Raw genomic sequence first — 13,494 nt, forward strand, 5'->3', positions numbered from 1 at the left:
TCCGCCGCAGCAGCAGCTGCGGACGGAACAGCCAAAGCTTAGGGCGCATATGCCCGTAAGGCGGCCCGTTTACTTGCCATACACTGCTTTATATGCAGCTTCGTATTCGGCGATGATTTTATCGCCTCCTGCTTTTCTCCAGTTTTGCACGGCCTGCTGGAATCCGTTCAGATCGGTCTTTCCGAGAATATATTTGTACGTAGCGTCCGTAATCATCTTCTGCAGCTCGGAGCCTTGTTCCGAATTCGTCGGCGACTCCAAGGAATACAGCGGATTAAGCACCGCAAAGCTCTCATTCTCCTCGATCAGGCGATTGGCCTCTTTTCTCAGCGGATCCGAGTCATGAATTTCAAAGCCGCTCTCCTTCGGGCGGGAGCCCGCAAACGGCTGCACTTCCTGCTGCCACAGGCTCGTATCCTTAATGGTTACCGCTTTGTTCTCATCGATCGTATAGTGAACGTCCTCAAGGCCATATGTCATCAGCGTGTATACTTCCTCCGACATTAAATCGTTCACGAATTTCAGCACACGCTTCAATTCCTCTTCATCCTTCACCTCCGATTTAGGGAAGGCGAGCAGGCCTCCGACGCCATTGGACGTCGACCAGATGGCTCTGTCACTTTCATTGCCGGTAGACGTAATGCCGTTTATCATCACGAGCTCCATATCGTCCTGAATGCCCTTGGCCAAATTGAGCAGGTTTTTGCTGTCGAAGAGGGCACCTACGTAAATCCCCGCTTTGCCTTGCGCGAAGTTCTGCTGCTGATCGGTCTTCGCCGTAACGGCAAAATCCTGATTGATATACCCGTTGTCGTACAGCTCCTTCATATAATCCATCGTCTTGAGATAGCCTTCCGACTCGAATTCGGGCGTGACTTGCCCGTCCTCGCTTACGCTCCAGACGCTGGGCGTGCCGAAATAGGAGCTGAGCGTCTTGAATGCGCCGAAGACGAGATCGCTGCGGTCCATAAATCCGGTCGTATCCTTGACGCCGTTACCATCCGGATCCTGTTCCGTAAATGCTTTGGCTACCTGCATCAACTCATCCGTCGTGTTCGGCACCGGCAGCCCAAGCTTGTCCAGCCAATCCTTCCGGACAATGACCCCGTTCCTCGCCACCTGCTTCTGCAGTGGTACGCCGTACAGCTTGCCCTCGATAGAGGCCGATCTGCGCATATCCTGCGAAATGGCCGCCAGGTTCGGGTATTCGTCCAGGTAAGGAGCGACATCCCAGAATACGCCGGCTTTCAATGCGTTGCGAACCGATGAGTTGTCCAGTATCGTCAGGGTGACGATATCCGCCAGAGAGCCCGAAGCGAGCGATGTGTTGAGGCGTTCCTCTTTGGAGGCATCCGGAATCCACGAAAATTTGATGTCCGTATTCGTTGCCTCTTCAATTTTGCTCAACACGGTATCTGTCGGCGGCGATGGCGTCTGCAAAATATTCAGCCAGCTAATCGATGCCCTTCCGTCGGCGCTGGCGCCGCTGGAAGGATTGGCGCCTGATTTTGTTCCCCCGCATGCACTAAGCAGCAGGCTGCAGCATAGCGTAAGCGCTGCCAATTTTGCGATTTTCCGTTTCATGTGCTTTTCCCCTTTTTCATTGTTTTTTGTAAGTTTGATTTATCTTCCTCTTCCCAAGCGGAAGCAAGAATTCACATAAAACTGTCAATAGACCCCGTCTTCGCCGAATTTTTTGGCCAATCTATTCGCAAGGATAACCAATATTAATCCGACGACGCCCTTGAACAGGCCTACTGTCGTGCTGAAGCTGAGCTGTCCGTTCTTCAAGCCTGCCGTGAAAATATACGTATCAAAAATTTCCCCGATCTCCCGGTTCAACGAGTTGAGGAGCAAATACATATGCTCGAAGCCAAGCTCAAGCGTATTGCCGATTTTGAGGATCAGCAGGGTAATGATCACCGGGCGGATCGCAGGCAGCGTAACATGCCATATTTTTCGCAACCGGCTGGCGCCGTCCATTTCAGCCGCCTCATACAGCTGTGGATCTACAACGGTAATCGCCGCTAAATATATGATGGTGGACCACCCGGCTTCTTTCCATATGATTTGCAGGATGTACATGGGACGAAGCCATTCCGTGGATGTCAGAAAGCTGATTTTGCTTCCCCCGAAGGCGGCGATGATCTCATTGACGACGCCCCCGTCTACATTGAGGAATACATATGTGATCGAAACGATGATGACCCAGGACATGAAGTGGGGGATATATACCATCGTCTGAATCGAGTTTCTGAACATTTTATGCCTGACTTCATTTAGCATCAGTGCAAGAATAATGGGAATCGGAAAGAATATGGCCAATTCGAGCGCAAACAAAATCAGCGTATTGCGCAGAAGCATCGCAAAGGTCGGTTCAGTAAACAAACGAACAAAATGCTTGAATCCGACCCATGGACTTCCCTGGATACCCAAGTACGGCTGATAATCCTGAAAGGATATAATCAGGCCTCCCATCGGAAAATACTTAAAAATGACAAAGTACACGAACCCGGGGAGAATCATTAAATATAACAATTTATTCCTGCTTAGGCTTTTAAAATGACGAAGCATTTCAATTCTCCTGGGCCCTTGCGGTTTGCCTTGTAACGGAATTGCTGAGGAATCTGCTTCCTTCACCGGCTGTCGACCTCCTTGATCAGTTAACATGTGTTCGAGCCAAGCATATCCGGTAATCGTCATTCCGTATATAATCATTAGCTATCGTAGACTATCGAAATCCCTTAAGCACCAGGCAAATTGTAGCTTGGGATCAGGATTCATGATCGGGATACCTCCCGGATTGTAGCTGATGATCATGAGTGGAGATCAGGATTATTGCCTTGATCCAGCGTGAAGTTCCATGCCTGAATCCCGCCGTTAAAGTCATAGGACATGATTATATACGGAATATTTCCAGCTTGTTATGGTGGATATGAGACTACTATCAAGGAGGATTCATACTGCTATGTCCAAATTTGCATTTAAGAAGCCCTCGCTGGGAAGCCGGATTTTCAACTTTGTGAACTATGCGCTCCTGCTCCTGTTCGCGCTTGCCTGCCTCCTGCCGTTCGTGAATGTTGTGGCCAGCTCCTTTGCCTCGACGCAGGAAATCGTGTCAAAGAAATTCGTCCTGTTCCCGACGACCTTCTCGCTTGACGCTTACCGGTTCATCTTCTCAACGCCGACCATCTTTAAAGGCCTCGGCGTATCGATTGGCACTACGCTGGCAGGCACGGCCGTCAGCATGACACTGACGGCCCTGATGGCATACGGATTATCCCGCAAATATTTATCAGGGAGGATTGTCATTAACTTTATTATCGTTTTCTCGATGCTGTTCAGCGGCGGAATGATTCCGACCTTCCTCGTCGTCAAATCGGCGGGTTTGATCGATTCGTACTGGTCGCTGATCATCCCGACGGCGATCAACGCCTTCAACCTGATCATTATGAGGAACTTCTTTCAAGCTCTGCCGGAAAGCCTTGAAGAATCGGCTAAGATCGATGGCGCCAACGACTTCCGTATCCTGTGGAGAATCATGCTGCCGCTGGCCCTGCCTTCGATCGCAACCCTTTCGTTGTTCTACGGCGTCAACTACTGGAACACATATATGAATGCAATTCTGTACCTTAACGATTCCGAGAAATGGCCGCTGCAGGTGCTGCTGCGCCAAATCGTCATCGTGTCCAGCGGCATGGAAGGCGATAATTCCTCCGTGGACATCGTTCCTCCTGCACAAACGATCAAAATGGCAGTTATCGTCGTCGCTACCGTTCCGATGCTGATCGCCTATCCGTTCGTACAGAAGCATTTCACGAAAGGCGCGCTGCTCGGAGCGGTCAAAGGCTAGGCCAATATATTCTATGAGCGGATGCCTCAAATCAAAGAAGTTCTGGATCACGCATGAATCATGCGAAGCCAGAACTTCTTCTTATGCTTGGCGCCCCGCGGCTTAGCGCTCTAATTTCATCTTGCGGTAGGCTCCCGGCGTGACATGCTCCTTCTTGCGGAAGGAACGGATGAAGTTTTGCGAGTTTTGATAGCATAGCTTCTCCGCCATATCCTTGATCGTCATATCCGTATCCACCAGCCACTTTTTGGCGATTTCCAGCCGGTAATGCATCAGATATTCGCTGAAGGTAGTTCCGTACTCCTTGCGGAATATGCTGCTTAAATAATTGGGGCTGTAATGAAGACGCTCGCTGATCGCCTCCAGCGACAGCTCCTGATCGTATTCAGAGCGGATGATCGCGGCGATCTTATCCGCAATCGAGCGGAATTGCTGGTTCGTCTTCTCTTTGACGCTTCTGACCATCGGATAGATGACCTCATGCACAAGCATGCGCTCGATCTCTTCGGGATTCCTTGTATCCAGCAGCCGGTGGTACAGGTTAGCGTTGCTTGGCGTAAGCAGCACCTCCACACCGATAAGCTGCTCGAGCTGAATGAGATTGTTAACGAAGCGGATCAGCGTCACTTCAAGATTCATCGGATTCAAGCTATGCTTCATCATATCCGCCAGCAGCGGATATAAGGAGCGGGCCACCTCCTGCTCGTCTCCAAGGCGAATGGAGTCAAACAGCCGCGCCTCCAGCTCCGTCGGATAATGCAGCAGAATCGGCCCGGATATACCCGTGGAGATGTCCTCGTAAAAGATAATTGACTCCTTGCCGAGATTCAGCCGCTGATAAAGTGCCTCCAGGCTCATCTCGCAAGCCTCCCTGCTGCTCAGCGCATCCTCATAGGGCACGCTGATGCCTATGCTGACGGAGGTGCTTAAATACTCCCGGGCAGACCGGATGATCCTCTTGGCATGCTGCAGAATCTGCTTGCGCAGGTCCGCGGCGTCTTCCTTCTCAAAGAGGAGCACCGTGGCCTGCGTCCGCTCATTAAGTACGACGGGCAGCATTCTTCCTAGTTCGGGAACGATCTCCTGCACAAGATTGTTTACAGCCAGCAGCAGCACGTCCTTGCTAGGCGGCTGCCCCTCGCCATAGCTGTCCAGCTGGATCAGCATCGTGACGAAAAGCGTGCTGTCTGTTACCGGATATCCGAATCGTTCCAGCCCTTTCCCCGCTTCCTCCCGGGTTAACCGGTTCTGAAGGAGATTGAGCACGAACTGCGTCTCCAGCTTGGGCTTCTCCAGCTCGATCAGATGCTCCAGACTCTCCTTCTCGGATACAATAGAGTCGATCGAGCGGATGATCCAGTCCACCTCGTCCCTCAGCATTGGCTCCGGGCTCATGGCCAAACTGCTTTGGATCTTCCGGAAGGGCCGTGTCAGATACACCGACAGCACGTACGCCAGCATAACCATCAGCAGCGTGATCACGATTCCCATAATGATGAGACCATAGCGCGTGGCAGCCAGCGCCTTGCTCACTTCCTTCTGATCGAGCAGGGTCACATAGGTCCAATTGTTATAGTCGGATTTGGCGTATAAGGCCATGATAGAACTGCCCGCCTTGCCTTCAATCGTCGCTTTGCCCGTCTGTGTCCCGCTTTCGGCCTGCTGGCTAATGAGCCGGAGCTGCTGTGGGGACAGCATTTCAGATGCCGTCTCGGCAGCGTATAGCAGTTCGCCCTCTTTATTCAGAATATAAACGGATGTATCCGGCTTCGTCTGCAGCGTATGATTCAGCGTCTGCAGGGATATGTCCGACAGCGCGACCGCCTGCTTGTCTTTGGAGGACACGGGCAGCGTGTGCACAAAGCGAATGCCGTCATCCGTTTTAACCCAGTACAGTCCCCTGCTTGCTTTATCAATGTACTGCTCGTACAACTCCTCCCTATCCTCGCTCGACAGCTGGGACAGCGAGCCATTCGAAATTCTCCAATTCTGCTTCAGGCTGATTAAGGAATACTGCACCCCCTCGAGCCCCATCGTGGCGATATAGTTCAGCTGGGTATTCAGTTCCCGGTAAGCCTCGAAATCCCGTTCCGTCAGCGGACTGTTGATCACTTCGTGAAAGGACTTCGTCGTACTGTAAGTATAGAATGCGTATTCAATCGTCTGGATTTTCTGTTCCAGTGTATTGCGGATTTGCGTGATCAAGCTTTGGCGGCTCTCCCCGACGCGCTCGGCGACCGAGCGTGTGGTTGACATATAAATGTAGCTCCCAAAGCCGACAACGAGTCCGATGCTTAAGACAAGGATAGAAATGAACACGTTGTAGAACGTCTTGCTCTTTCTCATTGCTCTCTCCTTAGGCGAAAATATGATCGAGGCTGATTTGCCGCATACTCAGATAGATACTATTATAGCGCTTACATTGTTTTCGGGACATAGGGATTTCTATCGATCCGGCGGTCACTCCGAGTCATACCAATAGAATGCGGTCATGGAGGGGAGCGGCGGACTTTCCTAATCGGGCGGTATCTACTACAATAGAACTAGACATATTTAAATAACATAATCCTTAATCGCATAATATATGTATAAATAAAAAATGGTGGAGGCTGTATTATCAAATGAGGCTAAATCTTACGGCACAATCGCTGCCTGTATATGAGGCATTATCCAGCGCAGTCCGGCTGAACATTATGAACCTGCTGGCTGAGCGGCCAATGAATATTAAGGAGCTTGCTGAAGCGCTCGGGTTAAGCAGCGCCATTATGACGATGCACGTACGCAAGCTTGAAGGTGCGGGGCTGGTATCCAGCGAGATGGCTCCCGGGCGGAACGGTTTGCAAAAAATTTGCTCGCTTGCCGTCGAAAGCATCGAAATCGTCATCCCCCGCAAGAAGAAAGACGAATTAAAATGCCATCGTACGGAAATTCCGGTCGGACATTACTCGGACTTCATGATCGAGCCGACATGCGGCCTCGCTACGGTTAATCATATTATCGGCAGCTTTGATGACCCAAGGCATTTCTGGGATCAGGAACGGATCAATGCCGGCGTGCTCTGGTTCGGCAAAGGCTTCATCGAATATAAAATCCCGAATTTCCTGCTGTCAAGCCAACGGCCGGAGGAGCTGGTCATTACGATGGAAATTGCCTCCGAAGCGCCCGATACGAACAACAACTGGCCTTCCGACATTACCTTCACCTTTAACGGAGTCAATCTGGGCTACTGGACAAGCCCCGGCGATTATGGCGACAGCCGCGGCAAATATACGCCGAGCTGGTGGCATAACAAAACGAATCAATACGGCCTGCTAAAAAAACTGCGCATTACCCGTGAGGGTACGTTCATGGACGGCCTCAAATTGTCCGATATCACCTTGGATGATGTCGGTATTCTGGACAAGCAGTGGACCTTCAAATTATCCGTGGAGGACGACGCCGTTCACGTCGGAGGCCTTACTTTATTCGGCAAAGGCTTCGGCAACTACAACGATCATTTACTGTTCGAGCTCTATTACAGCTGATATACTGAAAATTTCTGAAACGACGTCTGCCGCAAACCAATGACAAAAGAAGCCTGAAATATCTTCAGGCTTCTTTTGTCATTTATTACAACTACACTGCTTCCTCATGATAGGCTCCCCACCGGCTTTGACCCGGCAAGGCGCATTCCCGCTCCTTCAGCTTGGCTACAACGGGAATGATACAGCCGCAGACAAGGCAGGTCGTTCCGTCCTGCAGCTTGGGGCAGGAGCGGCACAGCTCCAGCCGCTGCTCATAAATTTCATCCGGAACGCAGCGTTCCGGTGCAAAGGCGGAGGAGGCCAGAATGCGCTGAATCTGCTCCTCCGTTACTTTATACTCCTCCCGGCAGCCTTTACAGGATGACGTCGCCATATCGCTTTAAGCCTTGGGAGTCAATGCCAGCACGGCAACGGACATCGGCGGCAGCTCGGCTGTCACCACTCCGCCTTCTACCGTAAAGCTATGGAATGCCTGCGGTGCTACTGTATCCGGGGCTGCGAACGTATTGTGAGCGTCTATCATATCCCCCGCCAGCACCGTTCCCGTTACCTCGAAGGATTGCCCGCCCCAGCCGCGTACATCTACCGGAACAACCGCCTTCTCGGCATGGTTCGTGTTGCAGAGGCTGATATGAACCACTCCGTCGGCATTGATCGAGGCCGAGCCAGTCACGGCCGGAATCTCCCGTCCATCGTAGCTGTATGCTCCGCCGTCCACCTCAAGATCGATCCGTTCAGCGTCCTGGTGAACCTTGAACATATCGAACACATGATATGTAGGCGTGAGCACCATTTTCTCCCCTTCGGTCAGGATGACCGACTGGAGCACGTTCACTGTCTGGGCGATATTCGCCATGCGAACGCGTTCGTTATGTTTATGGAAAATATTAAACGTCAAACCGGCTACCAGCGCATCACGAATTGTATTTTGCTGATACAGGAAGCCTGGATTCGTACCCGGCTCAACGTTGTACCAGGTTCCCCATTCGTCGACAATCAGCCCTACGCGCTTCTCAGGATCATATTTATCCATGATGACGCTATGCTTCGTAATGAGTTCATCCATCCGCAGCGCCTTCTCCAGTGTCTTGAACCACTCGCTCGTCTCAAAGCCCGTAGCTGGTCCTTTATCTTCCCAGGTATCCCCAGGCACTGTATAGTAGTGCAGCGTGAGTGAGTCCATGAACCGCGAAGCTTCCCGCATCAGAACCTCTGTCCAGTTATAATCGTCTACGTTTGGCCCGCAGGCGATCCGGTGGATTTTATTATCGTCATAGTTACGGACGTATGTCTGATAACGGCGGTAGAGATCCGCGTAGTATTCCGGACGCATATTTCCGCCGCAGCCCCAGTTCTCGTTGCCTACGCCGAAGTACGTTACCTTCCAAGGTTCCTGGCGGCCGTTGGTCTGACGCAGCTCGGACATTGGCGATACGCCGCCAAAAGTCAAATACTCCACCCATTCGGACATCTCCTGGACGGTGCCGCTTCCCACATTTCCGTTGATATAAGGCTCGCATCCGAGCATATCGCACAGCATCATGAACTCATGAGTACCGAAATGGTTGTTCTCGACCACACCGCCCCAGTGCGTGTTGACCATTCTTTTGCGTTCTTCTCTAGGGCCGATGCCGTCCTTCCAGTGATATTCATCGGCAAAACAGCCGCCCGGCCAGCGGAGAACCGGAATGTTAATCTGCTTAAGCGCTTGCACGACATCATTTCTAATTCCGTTCGTATTCGGAATCGGGGAATCCTCGCCCACCCAAATCCCTTCATAGATGCAGCGGCCCAAATGCTCGGAGAAATGACCATAAATATTACGGTTAATAGTGCCTCTACGGAGGTCGACATTCAGAATTGCCCGGTTTGCCATGGAAACAACCGCCTTTCAATTAATAATTACATTAATCAATTAATACTTACACAAACATTATAGGCATGTTCTGATTCGTTCGTCAACCGTTGTGTAATCAAAATCGGCAGGCGGGCTCGCTCGCGCTGTATCCACCTGAACTAACCGGATTTCACACATTGAGTACACGGGTACACGGGCCCCTAATAAAAGTGTAGTCCTGCCCCCTTAAATTTTACTGGTTTATGGGCCAGATGGTCAGGATCAGATAACTGAATGTATTTCATGCAGTTAGTTCATTGGTTTTGGCCGTGTTAGCGGGAACTAACTGCAAAACCTACATTTAGTTTTAGGCTATTTCGACGATTTAGCTTCACTCAGGCAAACTAAGTGCATGTTCTGCATTTAGCGAATACTTTTCTTAATAAAAGAGCTTATCTAACTATATAAAATACATCTGGCTTTTACAGACAACGGCCCAATTTGTGAGGATTTATTTGGCGGTATGTGCCATGGTTGGGGCAGACCTCATATTTAAGGGGCCGAGCCATTTACACATAGCAATGCCGCCTTCCACCTTCCCAGCCCCTAATTTCGATTTTCCAGTTAATTGTTCATCCCGCCCCCGCACCCCGTCCGCGTCAGACTCCCCTAATTTAAGTCCAGCAAACACAGCTAAGCTAGTTTAGTCAGCAAATGCTAAACGGCTCAAAATGGCTAGTTATCCCCTATTTAAACCGGGTTTACCGGTCGTTTCTAACCAGCTGAATTAGAATATTTTCTCACCATATAAAAAAGCGATTTTAGGGCCGGGCTGATCTCAGCCCCCTAAAATCGCTTAAAGCTTAACTATTCATCCTCGATCGGTCTCATCGTCCGAAGTACGCCGTATATTCCGTTCAAGTCGCCTTCGGGAACGAACTTGAATTCTATCTCCCGCTGTCCCTGAACAAGCTCGGACGGGATCGGATACTGCTTCGTGAAAAATTCCCGTTTGCGCTCTAGCGGCGTTCTCTCTTTGGCCAGCAGTATGCCGTTAGCGTAAATATTCATGACCCGGTTATGGTTGATGGAGAAATACGTGACCTGGAGCAGGTTGCCGGCTTTCGGATCAACGGCGAGCTTATAGCTGAACCAGCCGCCCCCCGCATGCGCTAGCCGTCCGTTGAGGCCATCCCATGCGCCGCCAAAGGTCTCCTCTCCCTTAATCCCATGCTCCAGTTCGTATTGATCGTTGCCGACCTGCACGCTGTCGATGGTCGCTTCTTTGATCAGCTGCTCCCGGCGCCCCCGCTCTAAATGCTGCTTCAATTCGTCCGAATCTGCAGCTACGATGTTCCAGTAGATGCCGTATCGTTCGCGGTGCTGCCTGTAATGCGGCGTAAATACAAGGCGCTCATCTTCATCCGTGTTCCGCAGCTCGAATGCGAGCTCATCACCCCGCCTTACCAGATGGTGCTCGATATCGATCAGCCACTGCTCCGGCGGCATCCCCTGAGGAATAATGAAGTCCTTCACGAGCATTTTGCGGGTTGGCACGCTCACCATGATCCCGGTTGCCGCCTGCGTCATATCCTCCGTACCCAGCCCTGCGCTCAGTACGACAGGACCGTACTGGAAGCCGACAACATTCTCGTTGTCCGGTAGTCTGGAGACAAGGATCTTCATAGGCAGCGTCAGCGTCAGCACGTCGCCATGGCTCCACTCCCGGTCGATGACGATATACTGCTGCTCAGAATTCCACTGCACCGCTAACCCATTCAGCTTCACCTCCATTTGGCCCGATACCCAATACGGAATCCGCAAACGCAAATCCAGCCGCTTCCTGCAGCCATTCTCGATCTCAAAGGCGAACGAAACCTCCTCAGACTCCGGGAGTTCCGCATGCTGGATCAGTCTGATCCCTTGCTCGGCCCAATCCAGCGCAGAGCTGAAATATTGATTGACATACAGCGTGCTTCCGCTATGAAAATAAATGCTGTCGTTCAGTTTCGTAAAGCTCTCCATCCCCGTGCCCGTACAGCACCAGAAATGCTCGAAGGGAGAGCTGTATATTTTGAAATACCCGGTCGCCATCGGCTGAAAATACATCGTCATTCCCGTCTCTGGATTTTGCGAGGACAAAATCGCATTCACATAGTTTCGCTCGTAGAAATCGCTGTATTTCACATCGCCTGTCAGCTTGAACAGCTCGCGCGTCAGCTTGAGCATGTTATAGCTGTTGCAGGTCTCGCAGGTAACATCGGAACGCTTGCTGTTCAGAATGTCCGGCTCGCCGAAGTGCTCGCACTCGCTGTTGCCGCCGGTAATGTAGCTGTGATGATACACCACCATATCCCAAAAGTTCTGAGCAGCCTCCAGGTAGAAGCGCTCGCTTTCGCCCAGAACGAGATACCGTTTCAACGCGCCGAGGAACTTCGGAATCGTCGTATTGGCATGCTTGCCGCGCAGAATGTCCCGTCCCTGCTGGATCGCTTCGAATAGCGGAAGCTCGTCAAATTTATGGGCTGCCTCCAGATGCTTCTCATCCCCGGAAATTGCATAGAGATCGTATAAACAATCGTTCATGCCCCCGTATTCTACAGCAAGCACAGCAGCCTGGAGTTCTTCGGTCCAGCGGGACGTTCGCGAGGCCACCCAGTTCCCCAGCTTGACTACCGTATCGTAAGCGATCCTTGAACCGGTAGCGCGATATACAGCGATCAGTCCAGCGATAATTTTATGCATCGTATACCAGGGAACCCAAGCGGGCTGCCGCTGCTCGATATTGTCGATCAGCCCCTCGGGGAACGCCGACAAGTACCCGCTCTCGAATTGACATTCCGCCAGCTCAGTCATCATATATTCCAGCTTCTGCTGCAGGGCTGGGTCCTTCGTGTTCTCGTAGGCTTGCGAGCAGGCCGTCAGGAAATGGCCCAGTGTATGGCCGCGAATCTCGGTGTCTTCCCAGCCTGGATATTTCTGCGCCTTCGGCTGCAGGCCCCGGTTCTCGCGGAAGCCGGCCAGCAGCCGATCTACGTCATAGCTGTGCAAATATTGCAGCTCTTTCGCAAAGGCGTTAACATGATAGTCCCCGGTCAATACGATCTGCTCCAGCCGAAAATCCTGCAGTGCACTGCTCCGTACGATGGTCTTCATCTTCATCTTTCAACTCTCTTTCACCTCAAAATAACCGCTAATTTCAGATTAGCGATTGAGGATGGGCTGGAAAATAGCGAAACGTTCGAATCTGTGTAAAAAGGTCAGGTTTTTATTTTTGCTGTAGGAATACTCCATGAGAAATGATATCGTTAAAATAGTTGATTATCACCATCTAATCATTCAAATTCGCTTGGAACAGCTTAACGTTAAGTGTTAAAAGGTCAGAATTAGAGGAGGAACTCCCGCATGAACGGCTATCTGTTTCATGTAGATCAACCGCTGCATATGACGATGACAGGCAAGTTCGCTTCCCCATCGCCGGATTGGATACATTTGAGCAGGGTCCTGATGGATTACGAATTGTTCGTGCAGACCAAGGGAGTGTTATATATCGCGGATGAGGAAGAACAGTACGTGCTGGAGGAGGGCGACTTCCTGCTGATGCCACCCCGTGCCAGGCAGTATGGGTACCGGGCTTCAGACTGCAGCTTCTATTGGCTGCATTTTATTCCATCTGGCGGTGGAGCCGGCGTCCAGGTCATGGATACGGCCCAGCATATACACCAGGCCGGAAGCATCGTTATTCCCCGCAAAGGAACACTGCGCAGCGCAGATAAAATGATCGTCCTGATGAAACAGCTGCAGGATGCCGTCCGCAACTATCGGGAACAGACGCTGAGCAACTACATGACGACGACGATTCTATGCGAGCTGTACAACCAGTTATTCCGCCCGGATCGCAAAATAAAGCAGCATCAGCTCTATAACGACATCGTTGATTATATTCAGTGGCATCGCTACGAGCCGCTTAAGGTATCGCAAATCGCCGATCATTTCGGCTACAACGTGAAATATTTGTCTCACCTGTTCTCCAGCATCGCCGGAGTATCATTGAAGCAATTTATTTTGCAGCAAAAAATTGCAGCCGCCTCCTTCCTGCTTACGGACACGAATCAAACGATCAACGAAATTGCATTGCAGCTCAGCTATCACGACAGCCATCACTTTATGAAGTCCTTCAAGCAAATGACAGGCCTAACCCCGACGGAATACCGGAATGCGTACGCGAATCGGTTGTTGTTTTATGAGTGAGGGGCAAGACAAAGCCGGCTAGCAGAATC

General features: G+C 51.1%; 9 protein-coding genes. 3 read left to right on the forward strand and 6 right to left on the reverse strand.

Features of this window, described 5'->3' with window-relative positions; translation table 11 throughout:
- Nucleotides 1-69: 69 nt before the first annotated feature.
- Together MKX50_RS17305 and MKX50_RS17310 are read right to left on the reverse strand one after the other, a co-directional pair.
- The gene (locus tag MKX50_RS17305) at nt 70-1,584 is read right to left on the reverse strand and encodes an extracellular solute-binding protein (RefSeq protein ID WP_339157432.1); all 1,515 of its coding nucleotides are present in this window, start codon (nt 1,582-1,584) and stop codon (nt 70-72) included.
- 84 nt (nt 1,585-1,668) lie between these two features.
- Complete coding sequence (locus MKX50_RS17310) at nt 1,669-2,574, reverse strand: sugar ABC transporter permease (RefSeq protein ID WP_339157433.1); 906 nt, start codon at nt 2,572-2,574, stop codon at nt 1,669-1,671.
- 394 nt (nt 2,575-2,968) lie between these two features.
- On the opposite strand from MKX50_RS17310, the gene MKX50_RS17315 reads away from it, so the two are divergent.
- Nucleotides 2,969-3,853 carry a carbohydrate ABC transporter permease gene (locus MKX50_RS17315; RefSeq protein ID WP_213590026.1) on the forward strand — a complete coding sequence of 295 codons (885 nt, stop codon included), beginning with the start codon at nt 2,969-2,971 and terminating at the stop codon, nt 3,851-3,853.
- Between the two features lie 102 nt (nt 3,854-3,955).
- Here MKX50_RS17315 and MKX50_RS17320 read toward each other — a convergent pair whose 3' ends face one another.
- A complete protein-coding gene (locus MKX50_RS17320; protein WP_213590024.1) occupies nt 3,956-6,199 on the reverse strand; it encodes a helix-turn-helix domain-containing protein in 2,244 nt (747 codons plus the stop codon).
- A 275-nt stretch (nt 6,200-6,474) separates the two neighbouring features.
- Here MKX50_RS17320 and MKX50_RS17325 point away from each other — a divergent pair, with 275 nt between their 5' ends.
- Nucleotides 6,475-7,377 carry an ArsR family transcriptional regulator gene (locus MKX50_RS17325; protein ID WP_339157434.1) on the forward strand — a complete coding sequence of 301 codons (903 nt, stop codon included), beginning with the start codon at nt 6,475-6,477 and terminating at the stop codon, nt 7,375-7,377.
- A gap of 91 nt (nt 7,378-7,468) precedes the next feature.
- On the opposite strand, the gene MKX50_RS17330 is transcribed toward MKX50_RS17325, so the two are convergent.
- The 3 genes from MKX50_RS17330 to MKX50_RS17340 all read right to left on the reverse strand — a co-directional run bounded on the left by MKX50_RS17330 (nt 7,469) and on the right by MKX50_RS17340 (nt 12,376).
- A complete protein-coding gene (locus MKX50_RS17330; protein ID WP_213590019.1) occupies nt 7,469-7,750 on the reverse strand; it encodes a DUF6171 family protein in 282 nt (93 codons plus the stop codon).
- A 6-nt stretch (nt 7,751-7,756) separates the two neighbouring features.
- Complete coding sequence (locus MKX50_RS17335) at nt 7,757-9,253, reverse strand: alpha-N-arabinofuranosidase (RefSeq protein WP_213590017.1); 1,497 nt, start codon at nt 9,251-9,253, stop codon at nt 7,757-7,759.
- A gap of 828 nt (nt 9,254-10,081) precedes the next feature.
- Nucleotides 10,082-12,376 carry a beta-L-arabinofuranosidase domain-containing protein gene (locus MKX50_RS17340; protein ID WP_213590015.1) on the reverse strand — a complete coding sequence of 765 codons (2,295 nt, stop codon included), beginning with the start codon at nt 12,374-12,376 and terminating at the stop codon, nt 10,082-10,084.
- A 243-nt stretch (nt 12,377-12,619) separates the two neighbouring features.
- Between MKX50_RS17340 and MKX50_RS17345 the strand changes: the two genes are divergently transcribed.
- A complete protein-coding gene (locus MKX50_RS17345; RefSeq protein WP_213590013.1) occupies nt 12,620-13,465 on the forward strand; it encodes an AraC family transcriptional regulator in 846 nt (281 codons plus the stop codon).
- Nucleotides 13,466-13,494: the final 29 nt, after the last annotated feature.

Source organism: Paenibacillus sp. FSL W8-0186 (assembly GCF_037969765.1).
GTDB lineage: Bacteria > Bacillota > Bacilli > Paenibacillales > Paenibacillaceae > Fontibacillus > Fontibacillus woosongensis.

Bases quoted from the DNA above. Each gene is read 5' to 3' on its own strand.
- MKX50_RS17305 (WP_339157432.1), bottom strand. From the start codon at position 1,584: ATGAAACGGAAAATCGCAAAATTGGCAGCGCTTACGCTATGCTGCAGC.
- MKX50_RS17310 (WP_339157433.1), bottom strand. From the start codon at position 2,574: ATGCTTCGTCATTTTAAAAGCCTAAGCAGGAATAAATTGTTATATTTA.
- MKX50_RS17315 (WP_213590026.1), top strand. From the start codon at position 2,969: ATGTCCAAATTTGCATTTAAGAAGCCCTCGCTGGGAAGCCGGATTTTC.
- MKX50_RS17320 (WP_213590024.1), bottom strand. From the start codon at position 6,199: ATGAGAAAGAGCAAGACGTTCTACAACGTGTTCATTTCTATCCTTGTC.
- MKX50_RS17325 (WP_339157434.1), top strand. From the start codon at position 6,475: ATGAGGCTAAATCTTACGGCACAATCGCTGCCTGTATATGAGGCATTA.
- MKX50_RS17330 (WP_213590019.1), bottom strand. From the start codon at position 7,750: ATGGCGACGTCATCCTGTAAAGGCTGCCGGGAGGAGTATAAAGTAACG.
- MKX50_RS17335 (WP_213590017.1), bottom strand. From the start codon at position 9,253: ATGGCAAACCGGGCAATTCTGAATGTCGACCTCCGTAGAGGCACTATT.
- MKX50_RS17340 (WP_213590015.1), bottom strand. From the start codon at position 12,376: ATGAAGATGAAGACCATCGTACGGAGCAGTGCACTGCAGGATTTTCGG.
- MKX50_RS17345 (WP_213590013.1), top strand. From the start codon at position 12,620: ATGAACGGCTATCTGTTTCATGTAGATCAACCGCTGCATATGACGATG.